At 66.3% G+C, this 26066-nt stretch carries 30 protein-coding genes; 22 read left to right on the top strand and 8 right to left on the bottom strand.

The window, feature by feature from the left end; all coding sequences use genetic code 11:
- The first annotated feature begins 6 nt into the window (after nucleotides 1–6).
- The 4 genes from FHW81_RS19640 (at nucleotide 7) to FHW81_RS19625 (ending at nucleotide 5046) form a co-directional block, all read left to right on the top strand.
- Nucleotides 7–921, top strand: a complete 915-nt coding sequence (locus FHW81_RS19640; RefSeq protein ID WP_003110650.1) for a WD40/YVTN/BNR-like repeat-containing protein — start codon at nucleotides 7–9, stop codon at nucleotides 919–921.
- Between the two features lie 6 nt (nucleotides 922–927).
- Nucleotides 928–2160 carry a TIGR02270 family protein gene (locus FHW81_RS19635; RefSeq protein WP_034069026.1) on the top strand — a complete coding sequence of 411 codons (1233 nt, stop codon included), beginning with the start codon at nucleotides 928–930 and terminating at the stop codon, nucleotides 2158–2160.
- A gap of 375 nt (nucleotides 2161–2535) precedes the next feature.
- Nucleotides 2536–3264 carry a carbonic anhydrase gene (locus tag FHW81_RS19630; protein ID WP_003083701.1) on the top strand — a complete coding sequence of 243 codons (729 nt, stop codon included), beginning with the start codon at nucleotides 2536–2538 and terminating at the stop codon, nucleotides 3262–3264.
- Between the two features lie 210 nt (nucleotides 3265–3474).
- The gene (locus tag FHW81_RS19625) at nucleotides 3475–5046 is read left to right on the top strand and encodes a SulP family inorganic anion transporter (protein WP_034035870.1); all 1572 of its coding nucleotides are present in this window, start codon (nucleotides 3475–3477) and stop codon (nucleotides 5044–5046) included.
- Here the strand turns inward: FHW81_RS19625 and FHW81_RS19620 are convergent.
- Nucleotides 5033–5671, bottom strand: a complete 639-nt coding sequence (locus tag FHW81_RS19620) for a hypothetical protein (protein WP_003083705.1) — start codon at nucleotides 5669–5671, stop codon at nucleotides 5033–5035. The genes FHW81_RS19625 and FHW81_RS19620 overlap by 14 nt on opposite strands.
- Nucleotides 5672–6042: 371 nt before the next feature.
- Between FHW81_RS19620 and coxB the strand changes: the two genes are divergently transcribed.
- The 4 genes from coxB to FHW81_RS19600 are packed head-to-tail and all read left to right on the top strand — an operon-like array spanning nucleotide 6043 to nucleotide 10232.
- A complete protein-coding gene (coxB, locus tag FHW81_RS19615; RefSeq protein WP_003101203.1) occupies nucleotides 6043–7167 on the top strand; it encodes a cytochrome c oxidase subunit II in 1125 nt (374 codons plus the stop codon).
- A gap of 9 nt (nucleotides 7168–7176) precedes the next feature.
- On the top strand, nucleotides 7177–8769 hold the full coding sequence (ctaD, locus tag FHW81_RS19610; protein ID WP_003083723.1) for a cytochrome c oxidase subunit I: 1593 nt from the start codon (nucleotides 7177–7179) through the stop codon (nucleotides 8767–8769).
- Nucleotides 8770–8779: 10 nt separating this feature from the next.
- Nucleotides 8780–9334 carry a cytochrome c oxidase assembly protein gene (locus tag FHW81_RS19605; RefSeq protein ID WP_003083725.1) on the top strand — a complete coding sequence of 185 codons (555 nt, stop codon included), beginning with the start codon at nucleotides 8780–8782 and terminating at the stop codon, nucleotides 9332–9334.
- 10 nt (nucleotides 9335–9344) lie between these two features.
- The gene (locus tag FHW81_RS19600) at nucleotides 9345–10232 is read left to right on the top strand and encodes a cytochrome c oxidase subunit 3 (RefSeq protein ID WP_003083728.1); all 888 of its coding nucleotides are present in this window, start codon (nucleotides 9345–9347) and stop codon (nucleotides 10230–10232) included.
- Nucleotides 10233–10247: 15 nt separating this feature from the next.
- Here the strand turns inward: FHW81_RS19600 and FHW81_RS19595 are convergent, their stop codons facing one another.
- Entirely contained in the window at nucleotides 10248–10457 is a 210-nt protein-coding gene (locus tag FHW81_RS19595) for a twin transmembrane helix small protein (RefSeq protein WP_003110653.1), read from the bottom strand.
- 15 nt (nucleotides 10458–10472) lie between these two features.
- Between FHW81_RS19595 and FHW81_RS19590 the strand changes: the two genes are divergently transcribed.
- The 5 genes from FHW81_RS19590 (at nucleotide 10473) to senC (ending at nucleotide 14556) form a co-directional block, all read left to right on the top strand.
- A complete protein-coding gene (locus tag FHW81_RS19590) occupies nucleotides 10473–11267 on the top strand; it encodes an SURF1 family protein (RefSeq protein WP_023092256.1) in 795 nt (264 codons plus the stop codon).
- Nucleotides 11242–11817, top strand: coding sequence for a hypothetical protein (locus FHW81_RS19585; protein WP_023081668.1), 576 nt, complete (start codon nucleotides 11242–11244; stop codon nucleotides 11815–11817). Before FHW81_RS19590 ends, FHW81_RS19585 begins: the two co-directional genes overlap by 26 nt.
- Nucleotides 11818–11881: 64 nt before the next feature.
- Nucleotides 11882–12955, top strand: coding sequence for a COX15/CtaA family protein (locus tag FHW81_RS19580; RefSeq protein ID WP_003115033.1), 1074 nt, complete (start codon nucleotides 11882–11884; stop codon nucleotides 12953–12955).
- 25 nt (nucleotides 12956–12980) lie between these two features.
- A complete protein-coding gene (gene cyoE / locus FHW81_RS19575; protein WP_003083746.1) occupies nucleotides 12981–13895 on the top strand; it encodes a heme o synthase in 915 nt (304 codons plus the stop codon).
- Between the two features lie 25 nt (nucleotides 13896–13920).
- Nucleotides 13921–14556 carry a cytochrome c oxidase copper chaperone SenC gene (senC, locus tag FHW81_RS19570; RefSeq protein ID WP_003083748.1) on the top strand — a complete coding sequence of 212 codons (636 nt, stop codon included), beginning with the start codon at nucleotides 13921–13923 and terminating at the stop codon, nucleotides 14554–14556.
- Between the two features lie 39 nt (nucleotides 14557–14595).
- Here senC and FHW81_RS19565 read toward each other — a convergent pair whose 3' ends face one another.
- A complete protein-coding gene (locus FHW81_RS19565; RefSeq protein WP_009314933.1) occupies nucleotides 14596–15048 on the bottom strand; it encodes a GNAT family N-acetyltransferase in 453 nt (150 codons plus the stop codon).
- A 131-nt stretch (nucleotides 15049–15179) separates the two neighbouring features.
- Here FHW81_RS19565 and FHW81_RS19560 point away from each other — a divergent pair, with 131 nt between their 5' ends.
- From FHW81_RS19560 to FHW81_RS19530, 7 genes are all read left to right on the top strand, one after another.
- On the top strand, nucleotides 15180–15653 hold the full coding sequence (locus FHW81_RS19560; protein WP_003083753.1) for a winged helix-turn-helix transcriptional regulator: 474 nt from the start codon (nucleotides 15180–15182) through the stop codon (nucleotides 15651–15653).
- 256 nt (nucleotides 15654–15909) lie between these two features.
- Nucleotides 15910–16638, top strand: coding sequence for an SDR family oxidoreductase (locus FHW81_RS19555; RefSeq protein ID WP_003083755.1), 729 nt, complete (start codon nucleotides 15910–15912; stop codon nucleotides 16636–16638).
- A gap of 24 nt (nucleotides 16639–16662) precedes the next feature.
- Nucleotides 16663–17250 (top strand): 2-hydroxychromene-2-carboxylate isomerase, encoded by a 588-nt coding sequence (locus FHW81_RS19550; protein WP_003119512.1) that lies wholly within the window; start codon nucleotides 16663–16665, stop codon nucleotides 17248–17250.
- A 229-nt stretch (nucleotides 17251–17479) separates the two neighbouring features.
- The gene (locus FHW81_RS19545; protein WP_003119513.1) at nucleotides 17480–18829 is read left to right on the top strand and encodes a C4-dicarboxylate transporter DctA; all 1350 of its coding nucleotides are present in this window, start codon (nucleotides 17480–17482) and stop codon (nucleotides 18827–18829) included.
- 48 nt (nucleotides 18830–18877) lie between these two features.
- Nucleotides 18878–19564 carry a FadR/GntR family transcriptional regulator gene (locus FHW81_RS19540; protein WP_003083762.1) on the top strand — a complete coding sequence of 229 codons (687 nt, stop codon included), beginning with the start codon at nucleotides 18878–18880 and terminating at the stop codon, nucleotides 19562–19564.
- Nucleotides 19565–19664: 100 nt separating this feature from the next.
- Entirely contained in the window at nucleotides 19665–20399 is a 735-nt protein-coding gene (locus tag FHW81_RS19535) for a GntR family transcriptional regulator (RefSeq protein ID WP_003110658.1), read from the top strand.
- 179 nt (nucleotides 20400–20578) lie between these two features.
- Nucleotides 20579–20989 (top strand): aegerolysin family protein, encoded by a 411-nt coding sequence (locus FHW81_RS19530; protein WP_003110659.1) that lies wholly within the window; start codon nucleotides 20579–20581, stop codon nucleotides 20987–20989.
- A gap of 31 nt (nucleotides 20990–21020) precedes the next feature.
- Here the strand turns inward: FHW81_RS19530 and FHW81_RS19525 are convergent, their stop codons facing one another.
- The 4 genes from FHW81_RS19525 to FHW81_RS19510 all read right to left on the bottom strand — a co-directional run bounded on the left by FHW81_RS19525 (nucleotide 21021) and on the right by FHW81_RS19510 (nucleotide 23530).
- Nucleotides 21021–21929, bottom strand: coding sequence for a LysR family transcriptional regulator (locus FHW81_RS19525; RefSeq protein ID WP_003083769.1), 909 nt, complete (start codon nucleotides 21927–21929; stop codon nucleotides 21021–21023).
- 299 nt (nucleotides 21930–22228) lie between these two features.
- Nucleotides 22229–22510 carry a type II toxin-antitoxin system toxin ParE gene (gene parE, locus FHW81_RS19520; protein WP_003083773.1) on the bottom strand — a complete coding sequence of 94 codons (282 nt, stop codon included), beginning with the start codon at nucleotides 22508–22510 and terminating at the stop codon, nucleotides 22229–22231.
- A complete protein-coding gene (locus FHW81_RS19515) occupies nucleotides 22507–22734 on the bottom strand; it encodes a CopG family ribbon-helix-helix protein (RefSeq protein ID WP_003083775.1) in 228 nt (75 codons plus the stop codon). Before FHW81_RS19515 ends, parE begins: the two co-directional genes overlap by 4 nt.
- 175 nt (nucleotides 22735–22909) lie before the next feature.
- Entirely contained in the window at nucleotides 22910–23530 is a 621-nt protein-coding gene (locus FHW81_RS19510) for a hypothetical protein (RefSeq protein ID WP_003101226.1), read from the bottom strand.
- Nucleotides 23531–23630: 100 nt separating this feature from the next.
- Here FHW81_RS19510 and FHW81_RS19505 point away from each other — a divergent pair, with 100 nt between their 5' ends.
- Nucleotides 23631–24131, top strand: coding sequence for an LEA type 2 family protein (locus FHW81_RS19505; protein WP_003101228.1), 501 nt, complete (start codon nucleotides 23631–23633; stop codon nucleotides 24129–24131).
- Nucleotides 24132–24203: 72 nt separating this feature from the next.
- Nucleotides 24204–24545 carry a zinc ribbon domain-containing protein YjdM gene (locus tag FHW81_RS19500; protein WP_003101229.1) on the top strand — a complete coding sequence of 114 codons (342 nt, stop codon included), beginning with the start codon at nucleotides 24204–24206 and terminating at the stop codon, nucleotides 24543–24545.
- An 81-nt stretch (nucleotides 24546–24626) separates the two neighbouring features.
- On the opposite strand, the gene gabP is transcribed toward FHW81_RS19500, so the two are convergent.
- Nucleotides 24627–26054, bottom strand: coding sequence for a GABA permease (gene gabP / locus FHW81_RS19495; RefSeq protein ID WP_080911303.1), 1428 nt, complete (start codon nucleotides 26052–26054; stop codon nucleotides 24627–24629).
- Between the last annotated feature and the right edge of the window lie 12 nt (nucleotides 26055–26066).

Here is a 26066-nt window from a genome sequence, read left to right as displayed (position 1 = left end):
TGAACCATGGCAAAGAGCGAGACCGCCCTCTATTTCACCAACGTCATTGCGATCGGGCCTCAAGAGGCGCTGCTCGCCGGGCACCTCTACCTGGAGGGCGCGGAACCCAGCGTGACCCGGGTGATGATGATCGACCAGGACGACTGGTTCCACGTCTACGATATCCCCGAAGTCGTCTACAGCGCCCTGCAGAGGAGTCCGCGGCGCGGGCAGCAGAAAGGTGACTACTGCTTCCTGGGACGCGCCGGCCTGTTGCGTGAACACCCGTCCGGGCAGTCCAGCACGGATGCCACGCTGGACATCGACAACGTCTACCTGATGGATCTCTGCGAGGTGGACGGTGAGCTCTATGCCTGCGGCACCCAGAACCAGGTGCTGCGGCAGAACAAGGGCGTTTGGCAGCGTATCGACCAGGGGCTTTATGTCCCCCTGGGGGACGAGGTTACCGCTTGCCTGAACGGTATAGACGGGTTTTCGCGCGACGATGTGTATGCCGTCGGCGATGCCGGCGCCATCTGGCATTGGGACGGCAAGGGCTGGCAGGCATCGGCGGCGCCCACCAACCTGCCGCTCTACTGCGTGCACTGCGCCGCCGATGGCACTGTCTACATAGGCGGTTCCGGCGGCATCCTGCTACGCGGCAGCGCACAGGTCGGCTGGACCGATATCGGCGACCGCGACCTGTGCTCGGAGGTACTGGAGAATATGGTGGAGTTCGCCGGCAAGCTCTATGTGACCGCGACCGACCAGTTGCTCGAGTACGACGGTACGCGCCTGAGTGAGACCAAGGTGCCAGTGCAGGGTAAGAAGGCTTACTACGCCATCGATGCCAAACCCGAGGTGATGTGGGTGGTGGGCGATGAATGCGTGCTCAGCTACGACGGCGGCACCTGGCAGCGTCATGTCTGCCCGGAGAACTGATCGACGATGAATGTCGCCGCTGTCATCGACCAGCACGTCGAGGAGGCCGGCTTTCTGGCGGGGCTGCGCGACCATGCCGTGCGTGCTCCCCACTACGACCTGGCGCACCTGCTGGATCTCGACAATCGGATTGAGGCGCATCTGGATGCGTTGCAGATAGGTGGACTGAGGAGCCTGGACCTGGTGCTGAAGGCGCTGGACACAAACGCCGAGGGAGAGGTTTTCGTCGCTGCGATACTGGTGTTTCGTGGCACGAACGGTACAGCCCTGGCCCAGTTGTGCGAGCACCTACGGCGTTTTCCCGAGGGCGCGCGATTCTTCGCCGCAGCCCTCGGCTGGCTCGACTGGGACCAGGCGCGGCCCTGGGTGGAGCGCCTGCTGGCCTCGCCCGAGCCGCTGTTCCGCACCATTGGCTTGGCCGCCTGCGGCATGCACCGGCATGACCCGGGGCCGGCGCTGCTGTCCGCCCTTGGCCACGCCGACCCGGCGGTGCTGGCGCGCGCCGCGCGCACAGCCGGCGAGCTGCGTCGGCGCGACCTGATGGCGAATATCCGCGCCTACCGCGCCCACGACGACCCGAGCCTGCGCTTCTGGGCCAACTGGGCCACCGCGCAGATGGGCGACGAGGAGGCGTTAGGGCCATTGCGTGCGTTCGCCGGGCAGCCCGGCCCGTTCCAGCTGCCGGCGACCAGGGTGCTGCTCGCCTGGCAGCCGCGCGACACCAGCATGGCCTGGATTCGCCAACTGATGCAGGCGGCGGACACGCGGCGGATCGGCATCCAGGCCACCGGCCTGTTCGGCGATCCGGTGGCGGTGCCCTGGCTGATCCAGCAGATGCGCGACGAGAGTCTGGCGCGGGTCGCCGGCGAGGCCTTCAGCCTGATCACCGGCGCCGACCTGGCGCTGCTCGACCTGGAGCTGGAGGCCTTGCCCGACTACGACCCTGGCCCCAACGACGATCCCGACGACGAAGACGTCGCCCTCGACGACGATGAGAACCTCACCTGGCCGGACGCGGCGCGGGTTACCGCCTGGTGGCGGGACCACGGCGCACGCTTCGTCGCCGGGCGCGCCTACCTGCTCGGCGAACCTCTGGGCGAGGCGCGCTGCCGCCAGGTCCTGCGTGACGGCCAGCAACGCCAGCGAATGGCTGCGGCGTGCCTGCTGGCGCGCTTCGTGCCGAACCTGCCGCTGTTCCCCACCGGTGCGCCGGTGCGCCGCCAACTGGACCTGTTCTGATAGCTGGCTGGCGCCGGGCGGCCAGGTCATGGCCGCTGGCGCGGTGCGCCGGATTTTCCCATTCGACGAATTTCCCTGCACGTAGCCAACCGGTTGACTGAAACCTTTCACCACTTATGCGGGACGAATGGAAATGCCACTCGTTTGCCATGATAGCCTGTCGACATCCTCTGGAAATATCGTGAAAAAAGCTGACAACGTGCGAGATAGAGGGATTTTTTAATTTATGGTTAAGCTTCGGGCATTAGCGTTGAGCACCAGAAGTGACCGGTCGGTCACGTAGGTCGCTCTGCGTTTGTTGTGCCTTTTTCCTATGGGGAAAGCGTCGGCAGACGTGGGAAAATTCAATCGATCCATTCATCGAGGTTCCGAACCATGCCAGACCGTATGCGGGGCGTTAAGTCCGATTCTCCAGAGCAGGAAAGCGCTGACGACGCATTGAAAAGGATTGTCGATGGATTCCAGCATTTCCGCCGGGAGGTCTTTCCCGAGCAGCAGGCGCTGTTCAAGAAGCTCGCCAACAGCCAACGGCCGCGGGCGATGTTCATCACCTGCGCGGATTCGCGCATCGTTCCCGAGCTGATCACCCAGAGTTCCCCCGGCGACCTGTTCGTCACCCGCAATGTCGGCAACGTGGTGCCGCCCTACGGGCAGATGAACGGCGGCGTCTCCACCGCCATCGAATACGCCGTGCTGGCGCTGGGCGTGCACCACATCATCGTCTGCGGCCACTCCGACTGCGGGGCGATGCGCGCCGTGCTCGACCCGCAGACCCTGGAACGCATGCCGACGGTCAAGGCCTGGCTGCGGCACGCCGAGGTGGCGCGCACGGTGGTGGCGGACAACTGCGACTGCGGCGCCAGCCACGACACCCTCGGGGTGCTTACCGAAGAGAACGTGGTGGCCCAGCTCGATCACCTGCGCACCCACCCCTCGGTGGCCTCGCGCCTGGCCAGTGGGCAACTGTTCATCCACGGCTGGGTGTACGACATCGAGAGTGCGCAGATCCGCGCCTACGACGCCAAACAGGGTCGCTTCCTGCCCCTCGACGGCGAGCATCCGGTGCCGATGGCCACGCCCGCGCCGCGCTACCTGAACTCGTGATAGCGGCGGCCGTGCGGGCCGCCGGATAACAACAGCGTTTTCGCGTCACCTTTCGCCGTTCCTGCCATGGACGACCTCTGGGAAGCCCCGTTCCGGGGCTGAACGGGTCGCTATTACAAGAAAAAACACACTGCGCACACACAACCGGCGCCGGGCCTGGTCCTGGCGTCGCTCCCTCGTCGTGGAAAAAATTCGCAGGAGAACTGTGCCATGCATGTTTCAAAGGTGTTTCCGTCCCTCCGGGACACGTTGCCGCGGGACCTGATGGCCTCCGTGGTGGTGTTCCTCGTCGCCCTGCCGCTGTGCATGGGCATCGCCATCGCCTCCGGGATGCCGCCGGCCAAGGGCCTGCTCACCGGCATCGTCGGTGGCCTGGTGGTCGGCTTCCTGGCCGGCTCGCCGCTACAGGTCAGCGGCCCGGCGGCCGGCCTCGCGGTGCTGGTCTTCGAACTGGTGCGTACCTACGGGGTGGCCATGCTCGGGCCGATCCTGCTGCTCGCCGGCGCCATCCAGCTGCTCGCCGGGCGGCTGCGCCTGGGCTGCTGGTTCCGGGTCACCTCGCCGGCGGTGGTATACGGGATGCTCGCCGGCATCGGCATCCTCATCGTCCTTTCGCAATTGCACGTGATGCTCGACCTGGCGCCCAAGGCGTCCGGCCTCGACAACCTGCTGGCATTCCCCCAGGCGGCGTTCGCCGCGCTCGGTTCGCTGGGCATGGACAGCGGCCTCGACGCGGCGCTGCTCGGGCTGGGCACCATCGCGGTGATGTGGGGCTGGGACAAGCTGCGTCCGCAACGCCTGCGCTTCCTACCCGGCGCGCTGCTCGGCGTGAGCCTGGCGACCCTGGCCAGCCTCTGGCTGGCGCTGGACGTGCGGCGGGTCGAGGTACCGGCCAACCTCGGCGAGGCCATCGACTGGCTACGCCCGGCCGACCTGCTGGCCCTGGCCGATCCCTCCCTGCTGCTGGCGGCGGTGGTGGTGGCCTTCATCGCCAGTGCGGAGACCCTGCTCTCGGCGGCGGCGGTGGATCGCCTGCACGACGGCCCGCGCTCGGACATGGATCGCGAGTTGTCCGCCCAGGGGGTCGGCAACATGCTCTGCGGCCTGCTCGGCGCGCTGCCGATGACCGGGGTGATCGTACGCAGCTCGGCCAACGTCAATGCCGGTGCGCGAACCCGCGCCTCGGCGATCTTCCACGGCCTCTGGTTGCTCGCCTTCGTCCTTCTGCTCGGCAGCCTGCTGCGGCAGATTCCGGTGGCGAGCCTGGCCGGGGTGCTGGTCTATACCGGGGTCAAGCTGGTCGATTTCAAGGCCCTCGGCAACCTCTCTCGCTACGGCCGGATGCCGATGCTGGTGTACGCGGCCACCGCCCTGGCCATCGTCTTCACCGACCTGCTGACCGGCGTGCTGGTGGGCTTCGCCCTGACCCTGCTGAAGCTGGTGCTGAAGGCGGCGCGGCTGAAGATCGCCCTGCGCTACACCGGCGACCACGAAGCGGAGCTGCGCCTGAGCGGCGCCGCGACTTTCCTCAAGGTGCCGGCGCTGTCGCGGGTGCTCGACGAGGTCAAGCCGGGGACCACCCTGCACGTACCGATGGATAACCTCAGCTATGTCGACCATGCCTGCATGGAGCTGCTCGAGGACTGGGGGCGGATGGCACCGGTGCAGGGCTCGCGCCTGGTGATCGAACCGCGCGCCTTGAAGCGTCGCCTGGAAGGGCGCCTGCGCGGCAACGTCGGGTTGGGCGGCGCGCGCAATGGCGGGGCGGTCAGCCCAGGCTGAGTTCCACCCCGAGCTGCTTCGACAGGCACGGCCACTGCTGCCAGGCGGCGACCACCCGCGGGTTCTTCAGGTTCTCGCGGTAGGCGCGGGCCGAGTCGGCGTCGAAGGTGGTGGCGTCGAGCATGTTCTCCACTGCATGGTGGACGGCTTCGTCCAGCCGGTTGGCGAAGGGCTCGCCGATCAACTGGTGGGCCACCAGGTTGGCCACGGTGGTGTCCAGCGGGATCAGCGCCTGGCCGAAGTGGGCGATGTAGCGGTCGTTCACTTCTTCCACCAGGCGGTGCGCCAGGTAGGCCTCGTCGAGCAGGGCGTCGAGGCCGTCGTGGCCGGCGAGCAACGCCGGCGGGGTGAGGAAGAACTGCTCGGCGACCTTCAGCACCGGCTTGATCCGTTCCTCGATGCCGGCTTCGCGGGCCACGCTGTTGGCGGCGTCGAGCAGGTCCGGTACCTGTTCGACGTAGGCGTGGACGAAGCGGGTGAGTATGTCTTCCGTGTTCTCGCCTTGCGGCTGGATGGTGCGATGCAGGCGGGGCAGGCGGCTGGCTATCAGATCAGCCAGGTGACCGTGGCGGGCTTCGCTGAGGTGCGCCTGCTGGATGAGTTCACGGAGGGCGGCGGTGTTCATGGGTTCTCCCATACAACGGGGATGGTGAAGAAGAGGAGAAACATAGCCGGCGGCGCGCGCCGGCTAAGACGCGATTGTCATAATCGCTTCGTGGTTATGCGAGGATGATATATCAGGCGGCCACCATTCGCCTGCAAAGCCACGCCGCTCGCGGCTTTTAGAGAAGAATCGGCACTTTCCAGCGACGTTTTTACGCTGCGTTGTTATGTCGCAGCCGCTGTCTATACTCCCACTCGAATGCTGAACCTGATGAACCCGGCCTGCCTTGCTGTGTGCCGAGGTGCGACGGTCAAAGTTCGTTGTCTTGGCGGTCCACCCCTTGGCCGTTGGCGTCTGCCGGCGGGATAAAAACAACGATAAGGGGAACCCGAATGCTGCGACATCCACGAGTCTGGATGGGCTTCCTTTTGCTCTCGGCGATCAGCCAGGCGAATGCCGCCTGGACGGTCAACATGGCCCCGGGCGCTACCGAGGTGAGCCGGTCCGTCTTCGACCTGCACATGACCATCTTCTGGATCTGCGTGGTGATCGGCGTGCTGGTCTTCGGCGCGATGTTCTGGTCGATGATCGTCCACCGCCGCTCCACCGGCCAGCAGCCGGCGCATTTCCACGAGAGCACCACGGTGGAAATCCTCTGGACGGTGGTGCCGTTCGTGATCCTGGTGGTGATGGCGGTGCCCGCCACCCGCACCCTGATCCACATCTACGACACTTCCGAGCCGGAGCTGGACGTGCAGGTCACCGGCTACCAGTGGAAGTGGCAGTACAAGTACCTGGGCCAGGACGTCGAGTACTTCAGCAACCTGGCCACCCCGCAGGACCAGATCCACAACCGGCAGGCGAAGGACGAGCATTACCTGCTGGAGGTGGACGAGCCGCTGGTGCTGCCGGTGGGCACCAAGGTGCGCTTCCTGATCACCTCCAGCGACGTGATCCATTCCTGGTGGGTGCCGGCCTTCGCGGTCAAGCGCGACGCCATCCCCGGCTTCGTCAACGAGGCCTGGACCAAGGTCGACGAGCCCGGCATCTACCGCGGCCAGTGCGCCGAGCTGTGCGGCAAGGACCACGGCTTCATGCCGATCGTGGTCGACGTCAAGCCCAAGGCCGAGTTCGACCAGTGGCTGGCCAAGCGCAAGGAAGAGGCGGCGAAGGTCAAGGAACTGACCAGCAAGGAGTGGACCAAGGAAGAACTGGTCGCGCGCGGCGACAAGGTCTACCACACCATCTGCGCCGCCTGCCACCAGGCCGAAGGCCAGGGCATGCCGCCGATGTTCCCGGCGCTGAAGGGCTCGAAGATCGTCACCGGGCCCAAGGAGCACCACCTGGAAGTGGTCTTCAACGGCGTGCCCGGCACCGCCATGGCGGCCTTCGGCAAGCAGCTCAACGAGGTCGACCTGGCCGCGGTGATCACCTACGAGCGCAACGCCTGGGGCAACGACGATGGCGACATGGTCACCCCGAAAGACGTCGTCGCCTACAAGCAGAAACAACAATAGGAGACCGCCATGAGTGCTGTGATCGATACGCCCGACCACCATGCCGGCGACCACCACCACGGACCGGCCAAGGGCCTGATGCGCTGGGTGCTGACGACCAACCACAAGGACATCGGCACCCTCTACCTGTGGTTCAGCTTCATGATGTTCCTGCTCGGCGGCTCGATGGCCATGGTGATCCGCGCCGAGCTGTTCCAGCCCGGCCTGCAGATCGTCGAGCCGGCGTTCTTCAACCAGATGACCACCATGCACGGCCTGATCATGGTCTTCGGCGCGGTGATGCCGGCCTTCGTCGGCCTGGCCAACTGGATGATCCCGCTGATGATCGGCGCGCCGGACATGGCCCTGCCGCGGATGAACAACTTCAGCTTCTGGCTGCTGCCGGCGGCCTTCGGCCTGCTGGTCAGCACCCTGTTCATGCCCGGCGGCGGTCCCAACTTCGGCTGGACCTTCTACGCGCCGCTGTCGACCACCTTCGCCCCGCACAGCGTGACCTTCTTCATCTTCGCCATCCACCTGGCCGGGATCAGCTCGATCATGGGCGCGATCAACGTGATCGCCACCATCCTCAACCTGCGCGCCCCGGGCATGACCCTGATGAAGATGCCGCTGTTCGTCTGGACCTGGCTGATCACCGCGTTCCTGTTGATCGCGGTGATGCCGGTGCTGGCCGGCGTGGTGACCATGATGCTGATGGACATCCACTTCGGCACCAGCTTCTTCAGCGCCGCCGGCGGCGGCGACCCGGTGCTGTTCCAGCACGTGTTCTGGTTCTTCGGCCACCCCGAGGTGTACATCATGATCCTGCCTGCCTTCGGTGCGGTCAGTGCGATCATCCCGACCTTCGCGCGCAAGCCGCTGTTCGGCTACACCTCGATGGTCTACGCCACCGCCAGCATCGCCTTCCTCTCCTTCGTGGTCTGGGCGCACCACATGTTCGTGGTCGGCATCCCGGTCACCGGCGAGCTGTTCTTCATGTACGCCACCATGCTGATCGCGGTGCCCACCGGGGTGAAGGTGTTCAACTGGGTGACCACCATGTGGGAGGGTTCGCTGACCTTCGAGACGCCGATGCTGTTCGCCGTGGCCTTCGTCATCCTGTTCACCATCGGCGGCTTCTCTGGACTGATGCTGGCGATCGCCCCGGCGGACTTCCAGTACCACGACACCTACTTCGTGGTCGCCCACTTCCACTACGTGCTGGTGCCCGGCGCGATCTTCGGCATCTTCGCCTCGGCTTACTACTGGCTGCCGAAGTGGACCGGCCACATGTACGACGAGACCCTCGGCAAGCTGCACTTCTGGATGAGCTTCATCGGCATGAACCTGGCGTTCTTCCCGATGCACTTCGTCGGCCTCGCCGGCATGCCGCGACGGATCCCCGACTACAACCTGCAGTTCGCCGACTTCAACATGGTTTCGTCGATCGGCGCCTTCATGTTCGGCACCACCCAGCTGCTGTTCCTGTTCATCGTCATCAAGTGCATCCGCGGCGGCAAGCCGGCCCCTGCCAAGCCCTGGGACGGCGCCGAGGGCCTGGAGTGGAGCATCCCCTCGCCGGCGCCCTACCACACCTTCAGCACCCCGCCCGAGGTCAAGTGAGGAGCGCGCCATGAGCGATGCCAAGGTCGATACCCGCCGCCTGGTCGGCCGCCTGCTGCTGGTGACCGTGCTGATGTTCGCCTTCGGCTTCGCCCTGGTGCCGCTCTACGACGTGATGTGCCGCGCCCTGGGGATCAACGGCAAGACCGCCGGCAGCGCCTACAGCGGCGAGCAGCAGGTGGATGTCGGGCGCGAGGTGAAGGTGCAGTTCATGACCTCGAACAATATCGACATGGTCTGGGAGTTCCGCTCCGCCGGCGACCAGTTGGTGGTGCATCCCGGCGCGGTGAACCAGATGGTGTTCTACGCGCGCAACCCGAGCGACAAGCCGATGACCGCGCAGGCCATCCCGAGCATCGCCCCGGCCGAGGCCGCAGCCTACTTCCACAAGACCGAATGCTTCTGTTTCACCCAGCAGGTGCTGCAACCCGGCGAGAGCATCGAGATGCCGGTGCGCTTCATCGTCGACCGCGATCTGCCCAAGGATGTGCGGCACGTGACGCTGGCCTACACCCTCTTCGATATCACTGCGCGGAAGCCGCCCGTACCGGTTGCGGGACGATAAGGAGAACAACATGGCAAGCCACGAACACTATTACGTCCCCGCCCAGAGCAAGTGGCCGATCATCGCCAGCATCGGCCTGCTGGTGACGGTGTTCGGCCTGGGTACCTGGTTCAACGACCTCACCGCCGGCCACAAGGAATCCCATGGCCCGTGGATCTTCTTCGTCGGCGGGCTGATCATCGCCTACATGCTGTTCGGCTGGTTCGGCAACGTCATCCGCGAGAGCCGCGCCGGACTCTACAGCGCGCAGATGGACCGCTCGTTCCGCTGGGGCATGAGCTGGTTCATCTTCTCCGAGGTGATGTTCTTCGCCGCCTTCTTCGGCGCGCTGTTCTACGTCCGCCACTTCGCCGGTCCCTGGCTCGGCGGCGAGGGTGCCAAGGGCGTGGCGCACATGCTCTGGCCGAACTTCCAGTACAGCTGGCCGCTGCTGCAGACCCCGGACCCGAAGCTGTTCCCGCCGCCGAGCGCGGTGATCGAGCCGTGGAAGCTGCCGCTGATCAACACCATCCTGCTGGTCACCTCCAGCTTCACCGTGACCTTCGCCCACCACGCCCTGAAGAAGAACAAGCGCGGCCCGCTCAAGGCCTGGCTGGCGTTGACCGTGCTGCTGGGGATCGCCTTCCTGATCCTGCAGGCCGAGGAGTACGTGCACGCCTACAACGAGCTGGGCCTGACCCTCGGCGCCGGTATCTACGGCTCGACCTTCTTCATGCTCACCGGCTTCCACGGCGCCCACGTGACCCTCGGCGCGCTGATCCTCAGCATCATGCTGATCCGCATCCTGCGCGGTCACTTCGATGCCGAGCACCACTTCGGCTTCGAGGCCGCCAGTTGGTACTGGCACTTCGTCGATGTGGTCTGGATCGGCCTGTTCATCTTCGTCTACGTGATCTGACCGCCACCGGGGGAATCAGAAATGCCAGGGCGCGTGGCTGTTCAGCTCGCCGCTGTAGAAGCCCCAGGCGACCAGCGCCAGGGTCGCCGCGGCGAGCACCACGCGGACGGTCAGCGAATTGACCACGCGGGAACCATGGCCCTGGTCCTTGACCAGGAAGAACAGGCCGCTGAACAGGCTCACCAGGGTAGCCAGCAGTAGCAGGACGATCGCCACTTTCAACATGGTGGGACTCCGGCGATGGGGGGATTCATGCAGTATAGCCAGCGCCTCGGGGAGGCCGGACGCAATGACAGACGCAGCATGCGTGGCGCGTTCCGCCCCGGCCTGCTGCCGACCCTGGTGGTCCTCGGCCTGCTGCCGGTGCTGCTCTGGCTGGGCACCTGGCAGTTGCAGCGGGCCGACGAGAAGCGCGCCCTGCTGGCCAGCTACGAGGCCCGGCGCGGCGCCGAGCCGGTGTCGCCCGGGCAGCTAGAGGGGCTGCGCGACCCGGCGTACGTCCGCGTGCGCCTGCACGGCCGCTTCGACGAGCGGCATACGCTACTGCTGGATAACCGGCTGCGCAACGGGCAGGCCGGGGTCGAGGTGCTGCAACCCTTCTACGACCAGGCCAGCGGCCTCTGGCTGCTGGTCAACCGCGGCTGGGTCGCATGGACTGACCGACGCTCGCCGCCGGCGCTGGAAACCCCCGACCGCGTCCTCCTGCTCGACGCCTGGACCTACCTGCCGCCACCCGGCGGTCTGCACCTGGCCGACGCGCCGGCCGGCGGCTGGCCGCGCCTGGTGACCCAGCTCGACATCCCGGCGCTGTGGCAGGCCTTCGGTCGCGCCGGGCTGCCCTGGGAAATCCGCCTGGAACCGGGCGACGCCAGCTTCGACACCGACTGGCCCCTGGTCTCGATGCCGCCGGAGCGGCACACCGGCTACGCCGTGCAGTGGTTCGCCCTGGCGACGGCCCTGCTCGCCCTCTACCTCTACCTCGGTGTGCGCCGCGCACGGGAGAAAAACCATGAGTCTCGCGATTCCGATGCCTGAACGTCCGCGCCGCGCCCGTGGCCGCCTGCAACTGCTGGCGATCATCGGCCTGGTGGTGGGGCCGATGCTGCTCGCCAGCGCCATGTACAAATGGAATTTCTGGGTTCCGCAGGGGCGCAGCTACAGCGGCGCGCTGATCGGCAACGGCCAGACCCCCGCCGACCTCGGCGTGCAGGGACGCAGCCAGGGCGAGCAGTGGCAACTGCTGGTGACCGCGCCGGGCACTTGCGGCGAGGACTGCCAGCAACTGGTCTACCTGGCCCGCCAGGTCAACATCGCCCTCGGCCGCGAAGCCTCGCGCGCCGGCCACGCCCTGGCCGCCAGCGGCGAGCTGCCGGCGGACTTTGCCAACCTGGTGAGGCAGGACTACCCGCGCCTGCAGCGCTACGGCCTGGACCCGGCCCTGTACGACAAGGCCGGCGGCGAGCGGCCGCTGCTGTGGGTGGTCGACCCGCACGGCAACCTGGTGCTGCGCTACGACGCCAAGGCTAACGGCAAGAAGCTGCTGAAGGACGTGCAACTGCTGCTCAAGCTCTCGCATATCGGTTGATCGGCGTGGCCGGCGCGGTTCCCGGCCCGATGAGGACAGAACGACAAGAAAAAGGGGCCCGCGAATGTCAGGCGCAACCCGCAAACCCGGTTTCACCGTCGCCGTGCTGGCGACCCTGCTGGCCGCCGTGGTGGTCCTGCTCGGCGCCTATACCCGGCTGACCCACGCCGGCCTCGGCTGTCCGGACTGGCCAGGCTGCTACGGCTTCGTCCACGTGCCGTTGAGCGAGGCGCAACTGGCCCACGCCGAACTGCACTTCCCCGACGCCCCGGTGGAGGCGCAGAAGGGCTGGAACGAGATGATCCACCGCTATTTCGCCGGCGCCCTCGGCCTGCTCATCCTTGGCCTGGCTTTGCATGCGCTGGTCCGCCGCGGGCGCGACGGCCAACCGCTGAAGCTGCCGCTGCTGCTGCTCGCGGTGGTGATCGCGCAGGCCGCTTTCGGCATGTGGACGGTGACCCTCAAGCTCTGGCCGCAGGTGGTCACCGCCCATCTGCTCGGCGGCTTCACCACCCTGGCGCTGCTCTTTCTCCTCGCCCTGCGCCTCTCCGGACGCTTCGCGGCGCGGCGCTACCCGGCGGCGACCCGCGGCCTGGCGGGGCTGGCCCTGCTCCTGGTGATCGGCCAGATCGCCCTCGGCGGCTGGGTCAGCAGCAACTACGCGGCGGTGGCCTGCATCGACCTGCCCACCTGCCATGGCGAGTGGTGGCCGCGGATGGACTTCGCCAACGGCTTCCACCTGACCCAGCACATCGGCCCCAACTACCTCGGCGGCCAGCTCGACAGCGACGCGCGCACGGCGATCCACATGACCCACCGGATCGGCGCGCTGTGCGTGACCCTGGTCCTCCTGCTGCTCGCCTGGCGCCTGCAGCGCAGCGGCCTGGTCTGGCCGACCGCGCTGATGCTGCTCGGCCTGTCGCTGCAGATCGGCCTGGGCATCAGCAACGTGCTGCTGCACCTGCCGCTGCCGGTGGCGGTGGCGCACAACGGCGGTGGCGCCCTGCTGCTGCTCAGCCTGGTGCTGGTCAACTATCGCCTGCGCGCGCCGGCCAGCGTCCGCGCGCCGGCACCGTCGCCGCAGCGCGTGCGCCGCACGCTGCCGCCGGCGCAAGGTTCGCGGCTGAAGGCCGCCTGACAGACAGAAGGATGGAGGTAAGGATATGGCCACCGTCATCGATCGCCACAGCCAGCCGACCTGGCGCGACTTCCTCGAACTGACCAAGCCCAAGGTCGTGGTGCTGATGCTGATCACCTCGCTGATCGGCATGCTGCTCGCCACCAAGGCGCCGCTGGATGGCTTCGTGCCCTGGCAGGTGCTGATCTTCGGCAACCTCGGCATCGGCCTTTGTGCCGGCGCGGCAGCGGCGGTCAACCATGTGGTGGACCGGCGCATCGACTCGATCATGGCGCGGACCCACAAGCGGCCGCTGGCCGAGGGCCGGGTGTCGCCGAGCATGGCGCTGGGCTTCGCGCTGCTCCTGGCGCTGGCCGGGATGGCCGTGCTGCTGGCCTTCACCAACCCGCTGACGGCCTGGCTGACCCTCGCCTCGCTGCTCGGCTACGCGGCGCTCTACACCGGCTTCCTGAAGCGCGCCACGCCGCAGAACATCGTCATCGGCGGGCTCGCCGGGGCGGCGCCGCCGCTGCTCGGCTGGGTCGCCATCACCGGCCACCTGAGCGCCGAGCCGCTGTTGCTGGTACTGATCATCTTCGCCTGGACCCCACCGCACTTCTGGGCGCTATGCATCCACCGCAAGGACGAATACGCCAAGGCCGACATCCCGATGCTGCCGGTGACCCACGGCGAGCGCTACACCAAGCTGCACATCCTGCTCTATACCCTGGTGCTGTTCGCGGTGAGCCTGATGCCGTTCGTCATCCACATGAGCGGGCTGGTCTACCTGCTCTGCGCCCTGGCGCTGGGCGCGCGCTTCCTCGACTGGGCCTGGGCGCTCTACTGTGACAGCCGGCCACATGCGGCGATAAAGACCTTCAAGTACTCTATCGTCTACCTGTTCCTGCTGTTCATGGCGCTGCTGGTGGACCACTATCTGCCGCTGAAGCTGCTTCTCTGATCCCACTCTAGAGCCTTGCCCACCCATGACTCGAGTCAACAAGACCGTCCTCGTCCTCGTCGCCCTGGTCGCCCTGGTCCTCGGCCTCACCGTGCACAAGGTGCTCACCGCCCAGCGCCAGGCCGATCCCACCGTGCTGCTCGACGCCGGCATCGTGATCCTGCCGCAGACGCGCAAGGTGCCGGCGCTGGAGTTCACCAACCAGGACGGCCAGGCGGTCAGCACCGCCAGTCTCAAGGGTCGCTGGCACCTGCTGTTCTTCGGCTACACCTTCTGCCCCGATGTCTGCCCGACCACCCTCGCCCAGCTCCGCGAATTGCAGGGCAAGCTGCCGCAGGAGGTGCGCGACGACCTGCAGGTGGTATTCGTCAGCGTCGATCCGAACCGCGACACGCCGCAGCAGATCAAGCAATACCTGGGCTACTTCAACGCCGGCTTCCAGGGGCTCACCGGTACTCCGGAGAACATCCAGAAGCTGGCCAACGCCATGAGCATCCCCTACATCCCCGCCGACACCAGCAAGCCCAACTACACCGTCGACCACAGCGGCAACCTGGTGATCATCGGCCCGGACGGCGAGCAGCACGGCTTCATCCGCGCGCCGCTGAACAACGCCAAGCTGGAAGCCCAACTGCCCGGCGTGCTCAAGCCGCAGGCCTGATTCCCTTCCCTCCCCCCACCGTCCGCGGCGTTCCGGGCCTCAGGCCCGGCGCATGCCGATGTGCGGGATGTCGTCTTCCAGGTAGACCTCGGTGACCGCGACGAAGCCATAGCGGCTGTAGTAGCCCTGCAGGTGGGCCTGGGCCGAGAGGTATACCGGGGTGTCCAGCCAGAGGCGCTCCGCCGCCTGCAGCGCGCGTTCCATCAACTGGTGACCGAGCCCCTGGCCGCGCGCGGCCGAGGAACTGACCACCCGGCCGATCACCACCTGGCCCTCGTGGCGAACCGGGTCCAGCAGGCGCAGGTAGGCGAGCAACTGGCCGTCGCGCCAGGCCATCAGGTGATGGGTATCGCCGACCAGGTCGAGGCCGTCGACTTCCTGGTAGGGGCATTTCTGTTCCACCACGAAGACCTCGGTGCGCAATTGCAGCAGCGCGTAGAGTTCCTTCAGGGTGAGGTCGGCGTGGTGCTTGCAGGTCCAGTCGAGCGACATGGTCGGGATTCCGGGACAGGAGACAGGAACGCGGTTATGCCATGGGCGGCGGGCCGCTGGAAAGGCGTGGCCGGTCGGTTTCGTTTCAGAACCCACGCGGCTATCCTTTGCCGAACGGCTGGAGGTGTCTCATGCGTTGGGAAGAACTGAGCGAACAACCCTGTTCGCTGGCGCGGGTGCTGGCGATCCTCGGCGATCGCTGGACCCTGTTGGTATTGCGCGACTGCTTTCTCGGCGTGCGCCGTTTCGACGACTTCGAGCGCAGCCTCGGCGTGACCCGCCACGTCCTCGCCGACCGCCTCAAGCGCCTTGTCGAAGCGGAGATATTGGCCAAGGTGCCCTACCAGGAAAGGCCGCTGCGCGAGGAATACCGGCTTACCGAGAAAGGGATGGAACTGTACCCGGCCATCCTTTCCCTGGTGAACTGGGGCGACCGCCACCTCGCCGGCGTCGAGGGGCCGCCACTCGAGCATGTGCACAAGCATTGCGGCCAGCACATGCATGGCGTGCTGGTCTGTTCCGAATGCGGTGAGCCGCTGCACGCGCGGGACGTGACGGTACGCGAGGGGCTGTTCTGGAAGGGGCGCCTGCTGCGGCGCGGCTGAGCGTTCCAGGCCTGGCCGCCGACGCGAATCGGCGGATAAACGCCGATGGCGTTACGGCAGGAAGGACGCTGTCGTACCAGGCTCCGCCGACCGGTCCCCGCTCTTCAGGGAGAGGACGTGCCGGGCAGGCTGGGACAGGCAGAGTAATTGGTGCGCGGATATCACTCGAGCCCTTGCCAGTTGACAAGTTCCTTTTGAGAACTAACTATCGTCTCTATTGGGTTCTAAAAAAGAACTAACAAGAGAGGCCTCTGCAATGACCCAGCGCAAAGCGGTTCTGGTAATGGGCGCCGGCGACGCCACCGGTGGCGCCATCGCCCGGCGGTTCGCCCGCGAGGGCTACGTGGCGTGCGTCGCCCGGCGCAACGCGGAGAAGCTGGAGCCGCTGGTGCAGGCCATCCGCGACCAAGGCGGCGAGGCCCTGGCCTGCGGCTGCGACGCACGCCAGGAGCAGCAGGTGATCGACCTCTTCGCCCGCATCGAGGGTGAGGTCGGTGCGCTGGAGGCGGTGATCTTCAACGTCGGCGCCAACGTCTGGTTCCCGATCACCGAAACCACCGAACGGGTCTATCGCAAGGTCTGGGAGATGGCCGCCTTCGGCGGCTTCCTCACCGGCCGCGAGGCGGCGCGGGTGATGCTGCCGCGGCAGCGCGGAACGATCATCTTCACTGGCGCCACCGCCTCGCTGCGCGGCCGCGCGCATTTCGCCGCGTTCTCCGGCGCCAAGTTCGCCCTGCGTGCCCTGGCCCAGAGCATGGCGCGCGAGCTGGGGCCGAAGGGCATCCACGTCGCCCACCCGATCATCGACGGCGCCATCGACACCGACTTCATCCGCGAAACCCTGCCCGAGCTGTACAAGCGCAAGGAGCAGGACGGCATCCTCGATCCCGAGCACATCGCCGAGACCTACTGGCAGATCCACTGCCAGCCGCGCGACTGCTGGGTACACGAACTGGACCTGCGCCCCTGGATGGAAACCTTCTGATCCCCGCCACGGAAAGAGCCACGCATGAGCAAGCAAATCGAGTTCTTCTTCGACTTCGGCAGTCCCACCACCTACCTCGCCTGGACCCAACTGCCGCGCATCGCCGCCGCCCATGGCGCGAGCATCGCCTGGCGGCCGATGCTGCTGGGCGGCGTGTTCAAGGCCACCGGCAACCATTCGCCGATCGAGGTGCCGGCCAAGGGGCGCTACACCCTCCACGACCTGGCGCGCTATGCGAAACGCTACGGCGTGCCGCTGGCCTTCAACCCGGCCTTCCCGATCAACACCCTGACGCTGATGCGCGGCGCCCAGGGCTATCTCGGCGGCGAAGGGTTCCAGCCCTACCTGAAAGCGGTGTTCGAAGCGTTGTGGGTACGACAGCAGAACCTCGGCAAGCCCGAGGTGGTCGCCCAGGTGTTGGCGGAGGCCGGGTTCGATCCGGATGAGTTCCTCCGCCTGGTTGGCGACGAGCAGGTCAAGGAGGGGCTCAAGGCGACCACCGAAGAGGCGGTGCGGCGCGGCGTCTTCGGCGCGCCCAGCTTCTTCGTCGGCGACCAGTTGTTCTTCGGCCAGGATCGCCTCGATTTCGTCGCCGAGGCCCTTGCCGGCTGACCTCCCCTTCCCCGCGGCGAGCCGCTCTGGCCCGCCGCCTTGCGCCATCCGAGCGCCCTTCTCCCGGCTGCGGCCCGCGCGTGCCGCGGTTCCTGGCCATTCGTCGCGCCCGCCGATAGCGGCTTGTCAGGCCGACTTCTTTGCGTATAGGCTGAACTGGTCAGACCGGTAATACCACAATAAAAATGCGTTCATCGCCCGCCTCCGCGAGGCCCGATGGAAGCGCCGAATGGAGACTCCTGCGATGTTCATCAAGCGCTGTTCCCGCTCGATATTCCTGCAAGTCGTGATTGGCCTGGTGATAGGCGTCATCTGCGGGGTCGGCATTCCCGACCTGGCCGTGCAGATGAAGCCGCTGGGCGATGGCTTCATCAAGCTGATCAAGATGCTCATCGCACTGATCGTCTTCTGCGTGGTGGTCAACGGCATCTCCGGCGCCGGCGACCTGAAGAAGGTCGGCCGCATCGGCCTGAAGTCGGTGATCTACTTCGAAATCCTCACCACCATCGCCCTGGTCCTCGGCCTGGTGGTCGCCTACAGCCTGGGCCTGGGCAGCGGCGCCAACATCCATCTCAACGAACTGCCCGCCGGCGACGTCGCCCTGTATACCGGGCGCACCCAGGAGATCCACGGCCCCGTGGCATTCCTCATGGGCCTGATCCCGACCTCTGTGTTCAGCGCCTTCGCCGAGAACGACATCCTCCAGGTCCTGCTGTTCTCCGTGCTGTTCGGCAGCGCCCTGAACCTGGTCGGCGAGCAGGCCAGCGGCGTGGCCCGCCTGATCAACGAATTCAGCCACATCGTATTCCGCATCATGGGCATGATCGTGCGCCTGGCACCGCTCGGCGTGTTCGGCGCGGTGGCCTTCACCACCGCCCGCTACGGCGTCGACTCGCTCAGCCACCTGGGCGCGCTGGTGCTGGTGTTCTACGCCACCTGCCTGGTCTTCGTCATGGCGGTGCTCGGCAGCGTCCTGCGTCTCTCCGGGGTGCGCATGCTGCCGTTCCTGCGCTACTTCCGCGAAGAGCTGCTGATCGTGATGGGCACCGCCTCCTCCGACGCGGTGCTGCCGCAGGTGATGCGCAAGCTCGAGCACATGGGCATCCGCAGCTCCACGGTAGGCCTGGTGATTCCCACCGGCTACTCGTTCAACCTCGATGGATTCTCGATCTACCTGACCCTGGCGGTGGTGTTCATCGCCCACGTCACCGGCACGCCGCTGGCGATGACCGACCTGGTCACCATCCTGCTGGTTTCGCTGGTGACCTCCAAGGGCGCCCACGGCATTCCCGGCTCGGCCCTGGTGATCCTCGCCGCCACCCTCACCGCGGTGCCGGCGATCCCGGTGGCCGGCCTGGTGCTGGTGCTTTCGGTGGACTGGTTCATGGGCATCGGCCGCGCGCTGACCAACCTGATCGGCAACTGCGTGGCCACCGTGACCATCGCCCGCTGGGAAAACGACATCGATATGCCGCGCGCGCAGGCCATACTCGACGGGCGCCTGGAGGCGCCGGCCAAGGCCGACGGCGAGCCGCTCAAGCGCAGCGCGGTGGCCGGGGAAGGCAAGCTGCATGGCTGACGCGCCGAGGCGCGTTGCACGTCCGATTGGCAAGTAAAGGGAGGCGACATGTTTTCTTCGTCCAAGCTGGTCAACGCGGTTGCCCAGCGCCTGCTCGACACCATCGAGCAGGGTCGCTGGGTCGCCGGCCAGATGTTGCCCGGCCAGCGCGAGCTGGCTGAGCAGATGGAAATCAGCCGGCCGAGCCTGCGCGAGGCGATCATGGTCCTGGAGACCCTGGGCGTGGTCCGTTCGCTGCCGGGCAAGGGCGTGATGGTCCTCGAACGCAGCGAACCGCTGCGCGAGGTCGCGGCGCCCGGCGAGGCGACCATGGAAGACGTCCTGCAACTGCGCTATGCGCTGGAGCCGTTCATCGTCGGCATCGTCGCGCAGAGCGCCGGGGCGGCGGAGATCAGCGAACTGCGGCTGTTGCTGCTGGACCTGCGCGAAGCGGTCGAGGATGGCGACCCGCAGGCTCTGGTTGAGGCCTACACGGCCTTCCACCGGCGCCTGGTGAAGCTCACCTCGAACCCGATCTTCCTCAGCGTTTCCGAACAGATCGGCAGCGCCCTGGAACGCAGCGACAACCTGGTGCGCCGCCAGCCGGAATACGCCGAGGAGATCCTCCAGGAACACGACGCCATTCTCCGTGCGATCCGCCAGCACGACAGCGAGCGGGCGAGCCAGGCGATGCGCCAGCACATCCTCAACGAAGGCGCGCGCCTGAACATCGACCTGCGCTTGCCGCAGGTCTGATCGCCCGCGCCAGGGTTCCAACCCGGGACCGTCGCGGCGCCCGGACGGCTTTCGTCCGCCGCCTGCGAAGGCCCACAAGCACGACTCGACAGGTGTGAACATGGTCGGATTCGACGCACGTACCCAGCAGGGCGCCGCGCTGCGCCCCACCAGCCATTTCGTCTACGAAAGCATCTACACGGCAATCCTGGAAAAGCGCCTGGCGCCGGCCGCCAAGCTGAGCAAGGAAACCCTCGGGCAGATCTTCCGGGTCAGCAACGGCACCATCCAGCGTGCCCTCACCCGTCTCGCCGAGGACGGCGCGGTGGTGATGCCGCCGAAGGAGGTCGCCAGCGTCGCCCGCCCGGACGAGCGCCAGGCGCGGCAGGTGCTGGACGCGCGCCTGCTGGTGGAAAGCGAAGTGGTGCGGCAACTGCCCGCGGGGCTGGATCCCGCCGCCCTTGCCGAGCTACGGGCGCTGGTCGACGAGGAGCAGGCTTGCCTCGCGGCGCGCGACAGCGCCGGGCTGATCCGTCTCGCCGGGCGCTTCCACCTGCGCCTGGCCGAACTGACCGAGAATCCCTTGCTGCAGGGTTTCGTCCGTGGCCTGGTGGCACGCGCCTCGCTGGACATCGCGCTGAACAAGGGGGCGGTCTATACCGCCGAGGCCTGCGCCGCGCAGCGCGCCCTGCTCGATGCCCTGGAGGACGGCGACAGCGCGGCGGCGGCTGCGCTGATGGACGCTTACCTGCGAGGCCTGTTCGCCCGCATGCGCTTCCTGCCGCCACCCACCACCGACCTGCGCGAGGCATTCGGCATGAAGGCCCCTCGCGGGGAAAAACGCCGGAGGGCCTGACCTCCCCGGCCGCCGCCTACCAGATCTGGCAGGCGGTGGTGGCTGGTGGCCAGCCTATAGTGAAGCGGGTCAGGGATGGCGCCGTGCTGGTCGAAGTAGCCAAGGGTCCGTTGTGAGCGCCCGGTCCTGTCCGTGACGTCCTACAGGAAGCTGTGAACGCATGGTTAACGGAGATCGACATGGCATACGCAGAATGGATCGCAGTGAAGGTCGTGGTATCCAAATCCATCGGCACGGTGGGCATCCGCAACGCCACCTTGCAATGGGGCAAGTTCTACCGCTACACCAACAAGGACGACGAGATTTCCACCGAGGAAGTCAGCAGCATGAACGTGCAGGCCGGCAGCCCGCAATGGATCGCCTCCTGCGGACGGGAGAACGCTTCGTCCGGCACCCAGGGCAGCTTCGACTGCTACGACGGCAACACCAAGATGGGCACCTTCAGCTGGGATGACCCGTGGAAATCCGGCGCCACCAACACCTGGGGCTTCACGCCGGCATCGGCGGACTATGCCGGCATCACCAGCGGCGGCAACGCCACGGGCACGGACATCGGCGAGGTCACCCTGACCCTCGGCCGCTTCTCCTGACGGTACCTGGAGCTGGCCGGCAGTCCGTCGGTCAGCTCCAGCGCTCATCCCCGTCCGTGGCGAACGCTCGCCGCAGCGCCTCGATGGCGACCTTCACCTTGGCCGGCTGGGCCTCGCGCCGTGGCGTCACCGCATAGATGCCGAGCCCGGGAATCCTCCACTCCGGCAATAGCTGTTGCAGGCGCCCGTCGTTCAGCGCGTCGCGCACCTCCGGCAGCGGCTGGTAGGACACGCCGAGTCCGTCGAGGGTGAACTGACGCACCGCGAGCATCCCGTTGGCGGCCACCCGTGGCTCCAGGCGCAGTTTGCAGACTTCCCCGCCCGGCCCGCTGAGCGTCAGGTGGTTGAGGTGGTTCGAGGTGTTCAGGGAAATCCAGTCGACCTCGGTCAACTGCTCCGGACGGTTGATGGGCGCCCGTTGGCGCAAATAGGCCGGCGCCGCGCAGAGCACGCTGCTCCAGTCGCCGAGGTGGCGCGCCACCAGGCTGGAGTCGGCGAGATTGCCGACGCGGATCGCCAGGTCGATGCGCTCGGCGACCAGATCGATGCGCTCGTCCTGGAAGAACAGTTGCAGGCGCAACTGGCGGTGGTTCTCCAGCAACGGTTTCAGCGCCTGGGTGATCAGGGTGCCGGAGAACCCCACCGGCGCCGCCAAGCGCAACTCGCCCACCGGCGCATCGCGCCATTCGCCAAGCCGCCGCTCGGCTTCCTCGGCGATCGCCAGCATCTGCGCGCAACTGCGATAGAACGCCTCGCCGGCCTCGGTCAGGGTCAGCCGGCGGGTGGTGCGATGCAGCAAAGTGACCTGGGCGCGGCTCTCCAGCTTGCGGATCTGCTGGCTGACTGCCGAAGGGGTCATGCCCAGGCTCTGGGCCGCGGCTGCCATCGAGCCCTTGTCCACCACAGTGGCGAAGATCGCCATGCCTTTCAGCGAATCCATGCCGGTTCCTCCTTGCGGGAGACTGCGTCTGGGAAAAAATCACCGGAAAAAGCGCGAGAAAGCGTGCCCAGCGGGCGAGGTCGTCGGGTTTCGGAAAAATACGGATGCGTATGGGAGCGAAGCATAAGTCAGTTAAAGAACTAATCAGGTTGCAGTGGTCGCAAGTTGGTCGCTCTCATTTGTCTGGTCGAAAAATGTCCATTTCTTGTGAGTTATGGATGTTTTGTCCGAAATAAGTAACTACGTACAAGTCAAGGTAAATATTCGTTTTGAAACATCTTGTAACCGTGTGATCACTTTTAGGGGGTAATTTCGACCCTGTCGATGCGCAAAATCTGGATTTCCTTGCCTTTTACCCGAAAAGGGGCGCTGAACGGCCAGCGCTCCAGGGTCAGGGTGCGTACGCCTGGCACCTCGCTGGGCCGCCCTGCCCCCTGGTTGGCTACCTGCTGCAGCGGTTTCACCTGCTCGACGATGTCCTGGACGGCTTTCAGGGCTTTTTCCGGGCCGATCAGCACGACGTAATGGTCGTAGATGGCGTCCAGGTCGGCGGCCGCCTTGCGGGTCCACTTCAGGCTCATTGCAGCCCCCAGCGCTTCTCGATCTCGGTGTGTTCCAGCAGGCGACCGGCATTGGCATCGGCCAAGCCTTCATCGATGGCAGCGACCTGCCACTGCTGCCTTTCCAGGTACTGCGCGAGCGCCTGCCGCAGGTGATACGGGCGGTCGCGGTGGGTGGCGCGGGCCAGTTCGTCGAGGGCCGCGACCAGGGCGTCATCGGCGCGGAACGAGACTACGGTGCTCATTTTCTGATCAGCTTCGTTTTCGTTGTATACGGTGTTTACAGTGAAAACGAATGTATACGAAAGCCCTCGGGCGAGCAATCGCCAGGCTGTTTCGTCCGACGAAAAAACCTTTATCGATCAGTGGGTTGAATGAGGAGCCCGCCCCGAGCGGGGCGGGCGGAAGGGTGGCGCGGGATTACCAGGCCTGGTTGAAGTGGAAGCCCTGCCTGGGCGAGAAGCGGGTGTTGACGAGCTTGTAGCCTTCCTCGCCGCGTGGCTTGACCAGCGAGACCTGGCCGACCTGCGGTTGGGTGATCTGTTGCAGGGTGGTCAGGCTGGCCTGCTTGAGCACCTCGGGGTTCTTCGCCCAGTCCTTCACTTCGCGTGGCTTGACCTCGACGGTGACCAACCAGCCCTTTTCCACGGCCGGGCCGTAGTCGTCGGGCTTGGCGGGGTCCACCGAACGGACGCTGACGTCGAAGCCGCTGCTGTAGCAGAAGGCCTTCGACTCGGGCTTGTAGTCCTCGCGGCCGGCGGGCGTGAGGTCGTAGGAATCGCCGTCGCGGCGCAGCAGGCCGACGCCGACCAGCGCGTCGTAGACCGCAGCGTTGCCTTTCGCCGGGCCGGGGCCGGAGAAGCTGTCGGAGAGCGTCACCGGGAAGGTCTTGAACAGGGTGGAGCTGGCGCAGGCGGGTTTGTCGAAGCCGCGCTCGGCGAGCAGGCGGGCGATCTCCTCGCTGGACGGAGCGGAGTCCGAGCAGGCGGCGAGGAACAGTGGGAGGGCGGCGACGAGGCCGCGCAGAACGCGTGTAGGCATGGGCATGTCCTTTGTCCATTGGCGCAGCCGGATCGGCTGCGCGGCGAATTCTAGCGGCTGTGGCACCATGGGCGCACATTCGACCCAAGGAGGAGAACCCATGCGCCTGCCTGCGAACCTCGGCCGCCTGCTGCCGGCCCTGTGCCTGGGCGTCCTGTTGAGCGCCTGCAGCACCTTCGGCCAGCGCGATCCGTTGCGTATCGACCTGGTCGGCCTGGAACCCCTGCCGGGGCAAGGCATGGAGATGCGCTTCATGGTCAAGCTGCGGGTACAGAACCCCAACGACGAGCCGATCGAATACAACGGCATCGCCCTCGACCTCGACGTCAACGGCCAGCCCCTGGCCAGCGGCGTCAGCGACCAGACCGGCGAGGTGCCGCGCTTCGGCGAGCGGGTGGTGAGCGTGCCGCTGACCGTCTCCGCCTTTTCCGCCTTCCGCCAGGCCTGGGGCCTGAGCAACAACGCGCCGACCCGGGGCATGCCCTACGTGGTGAAGGGCAAGCTCGCCGGAGGCCTGTTCGGCACCGTGCGCTTCAGCGAAAAGGGCACCCTCGACTTCTCCGGGCCGGCCGTCGGCGCGCCGAAGACCAAGGGGCTCTGAGGCGGTTCGGCAGGGGAGCGATAAACCCTATATAATCTGCGGTTTTCGTCCCCCTGCTGAAGAGAGAATGCCGTGAGCACGCTGCCGCCCTGTCCCCAATGCAACTCCGAATACACCTACGAGGATGGTGCGCTGCTGGTCTGCCCGGAGTGCGCCCATGAATGGTCGCCGAACGAGGCCGCTACGGCGTCCGATGATGGCAAGGTGATCAAGGATTCGGTGGGCAACGTTCTCCAGGACGGCGATACCATCACCGTGATCAAGGACCTGAAAGTGAAAGGCTCCTCGCTGGTGGTGAAGGTCGGCACCAAGGTGAAGAACATCCGCCTGGTGGACGGCGACCACGACATCGATTGCAAGATCGACGGCATTGGCGCGATGAAGCTGAAATCGGAATTCGTCAGGAAGGTCTGAGACGACCTTGCCTGAAGAAGCCCGGCCATTGGCCGGGCTTTTCTTTGGAGGGCTGTCTGGGTTCTTCCCCCGGTGGTGGACTCAGACCCGCGCCGTCTTCCCGGCGTAGTCCTCGCCGAGGCGCGGCTTGCGTCGCGCGTTGAGCAGCCCGAGGCAGACGGTGAAGATCGTCAGCAGAGCGGTGGCGAACACCTCGTGACGGTGCTCCGGCATGATCAGCATGATGCTCAGCGCGGCGACGATGAACAGGATCACCGCCCAGGTCAGCCAGGGATACAGCCACATGCGGAACTCGATGGGCTGGCCGCTGGCCTGCAATTGCTTGCGCATGCGCAACTGGGTCACGGCGATCACCAGGTACACCAGTAGCGCCACGGCGCCGGAGCTGGCGAGGAGGAAGGTGAAGACCTTCTCCGGCGCGAAGTAGTTGACGATGGTGGTGAGGAAGCCCACCGCGGTGCTGGCCAGCACCGCCGGGCGTGGTACGTGGGCGGTGTTGGTCAGCTTGAGCACGCTCGGGGCGTCGCCGCGCTTGGCCAGGGAGAAGACCATCCGCGACGAGGTGTAGATCGCCGAGTTCAGGCAGCTGGCCACGGCGACCAGTACCACCAGGTCGACGATCAGCTTGGCGTGCGGGATGTCCAGCAGCTCCAGGGCGCGCTGGTAGGAGCCGACCTGGATCAGCAGCGGGTCGTTCCACGGCACGATGGAGATCACGATGAAGATCGACACCAGGTAGAACAGGCCGATCCGCCAGATCACCGAGTTGGTGGCGCGGGTGATCTGCTTCGCCGGGTCCTTGGACTCGGCGGCGGCGATGGTGACGATCTCGGTGCCCATGAAGCTGAACATGGTCGTCAGCAGGGCGCCGAGCACCGCGCCGTAGCCGTTCGGCACGAAGCCGCCGTGGCTCGCCATCAGGCTGGGCAGGCCGCTGACCTCGCGTTCCGGCAGGCCGCCGACGATGGCCACCGCGCCGAGCACGATGAAGGCGATGATGGCGATCACCTTGAGCAGCGCGAACCAGAACTCGAACTCGCCGTAGCGGGCCACGCTGAAGAGGTTGGTGACGGTGAGCAGGAAGGTCACCGCGAGGGCGAAGATCCAGGTGTCGATGGCCGGGAACCAGGCGTTGAGGATGGCCGCGGCGGCGATCGCTTCGAGGGGGATCACCAGCACCCAGAACCACCAGTAGAGCCAGCCGATGGTGAAACCGGCCCAGCGGCCGATGGAGCGATCGGCGTAGGTGGAGAAGGAACCGGTATCGGGGGAGGCGACCGCCATTTCGCCGAGCATGCGCATGACCAGCACCACCAGGGTGCCGGCGATCAGGTAGGCGAGCAGGGCGGCCGGGCCGGCGGCGGCGATGGCATGGCCGGAGCCGACGAACAGGCCGGCGCCGATCACCCCGGCGATCGACAGCATGGTGACGTGGCGTTGTTTCAGGCCGGGCGCGAGCGAGGCGTTGCGCTTGTTCGGCAGTTGTGAAGCCAGTACGACTTTGGACATCGTTGAGACCCT

The sequence above is a fragment of the Pseudomonas sp. RC10-4-2 genome, assembly GCF_050433085.1.
In the GTDB taxonomy this organism is placed as follows: Bacteria; Pseudomonadota; Gammaproteobacteria; order Pseudomonadales; family Pseudomonadaceae; genus Pseudomonas; species Pseudomonas aeruginosa.
The sequence above is the reverse complement of the archived record's forward strand: the minus strand, read 5'-3'. Positions and strand labels throughout refer to the sequence as shown.

Bases quoted from the DNA above. Each gene is read 5' to 3' on its own strand.
- FHW81_RS19640 (WP_003110650.1), top strand. From the start codon at position 7: ATGGCAAAGAGCGAGACCGCCCTCTATTTCACCAACGTCATTGCGATC.
- FHW81_RS19630 (WP_003083701.1), top strand. From the start codon at position 2,536: ATGCCAGACCGTATGCGGGGCGTTAAGTCCGATTCTCCAGAGCAGGAA.
- FHW81_RS19540 (WP_003083762.1), top strand. From the start codon at position 18,878: ATGTTTTCTTCGTCCAAGCTGGTCAACGCGGTTGCCCAGCGCCTGCTC.
- FHW81_RS19525 (WP_003083769.1), bottom strand. From the start codon at position 21,929: ATGGATTCGCTGAAAGGCATGGCGATCTTCGCCACTGTGGTGGACAAG.
- senC (WP_003083748.1), top strand. From the start codon at position 13,921: ATGACTCGAGTCAACAAGACCGTCCTCGTCCTCGTCGCCCTGGTCGCC.
- FHW81_RS19510 (WP_003101226.1), bottom strand. From the start codon at position 23,530: ATGCCTACACGCGTTCTGCGCGGCCTCGTCGCCGCCCTCCCACTGTTC.
- FHW81_RS19550 (WP_003119512.1), top strand. From the start codon at position 16,663: ATGAGCAAGCAAATCGAGTTCTTCTTCGACTTCGGCAGTCCCACCACC.
- FHW81_RS19635 (WP_034069026.1), top strand. From the start codon at position 928: ATGAATGTCGCCGCTGTCATCGACCAGCACGTCGAGGAGGCCGGCTTT.
- FHW81_RS19565 (WP_009314933.1), bottom strand. From the start codon at position 15,048: ATGTCGCTCGACTGGACCTGCAAGCACCACGCCGACCTCACCCTGAAG.
- gabP (WP_080911303.1), bottom strand. From the start codon at position 26,054: ATGTCCAAAGTCGTACTGGCTTCACAACTGCCGAACAAGCGCAACGCC.
- FHW81_RS19545 (WP_003119513.1), top strand. From the start codon at position 17,480: ATGGAGACTCCTGCGATGTTCATCAAGCGCTGTTCCCGCTCGATATTC.
- FHW81_RS19535 (WP_003110658.1), top strand. From the start codon at position 19,665: ATGGTCGGATTCGACGCACGTACCCAGCAGGGCGCCGCGCTGCGCCCC.
- FHW81_RS19580 (WP_003115033.1), top strand. From the start codon at position 11,882: ATGTCAGGCGCAACCCGCAAACCCGGTTTCACCGTCGCCGTGCTGGCG.
- coxB (WP_003101203.1), top strand. From the start codon at position 6,043: ATGCTGCGACATCCACGAGTCTGGATGGGCTTCCTTTTGCTCTCGGCG.
- FHW81_RS19515 (WP_003083775.1), bottom strand. From the start codon at position 22,734: ATGAGCACCGTAGTCTCGTTCCGCGCCGATGACGCCCTGGTCGCGGCC.
- FHW81_RS19505 (WP_003101228.1), top strand. From the start codon at position 23,631: ATGCGCCTGCCTGCGAACCTCGGCCGCCTGCTGCCGGCCCTGTGCCTG.
- parE (WP_003083773.1), bottom strand. From the start codon at position 22,510: ATGAGCCTGAAGTGGACCCGCAAGGCGGCCGCCGACCTGGACGCCATC.
- FHW81_RS19530 (WP_003110659.1), top strand. From the start codon at position 20,579: ATGGCATACGCAGAATGGATCGCAGTGAAGGTCGTGGTATCCAAATCC.
- cyoE (WP_003083746.1), top strand. From the start codon at position 12,981: ATGGCCACCGTCATCGATCGCCACAGCCAGCCGACCTGGCGCGACTTC.
- ctaD (WP_003083723.1), top strand. From the start codon at position 7,177: ATGAGTGCTGTGATCGATACGCCCGACCACCATGCCGGCGACCACCAC.
- FHW81_RS19555 (WP_003083755.1), top strand. From the start codon at position 15,910: ATGACCCAGCGCAAAGCGGTTCTGGTAATGGGCGCCGGCGACGCCACC.
- FHW81_RS19605 (WP_003083725.1), top strand. From the start codon at position 8,780: ATGAGCGATGCCAAGGTCGATACCCGCCGCCTGGTCGGCCGCCTGCTG.
- FHW81_RS19600 (WP_003083728.1), top strand. From the start codon at position 9,345: ATGGCAAGCCACGAACACTATTACGTCCCCGCCCAGAGCAAGTGGCCG.
- FHW81_RS19625 (WP_034035870.1), top strand. From the start codon at position 3,475: ATGCATGTTTCAAAGGTGTTTCCGTCCCTCCGGGACACGTTGCCGCGG.
- FHW81_RS19620 (WP_003083705.1), bottom strand. From the start codon at position 5,671: ATGAACACCGCCGCCCTCCGTGAACTCATCCAGCAGGCGCACCTCAGC.
- FHW81_RS19595 (WP_003110653.1), bottom strand. From the start codon at position 10,457: ATGTTGAAAGTGGCGATCGTCCTGCTACTGCTGGCTACCCTGGTGAGC.
- FHW81_RS19590 (WP_023092256.1), top strand. From the start codon at position 10,473: ATGGGGGGATTCATGCAGTATAGCCAGCGCCTCGGGGAGGCCGGACGC.
- FHW81_RS19585 (WP_023081668.1), top strand. From the start codon at position 11,242: ATGAGTCTCGCGATTCCGATGCCTGAACGTCCGCGCCGCGCCCGTGGC.
- FHW81_RS19560 (WP_003083753.1), top strand. From the start codon at position 15,180: ATGCGTTGGGAAGAACTGAGCGAACAACCCTGTTCGCTGGCGCGGGTG.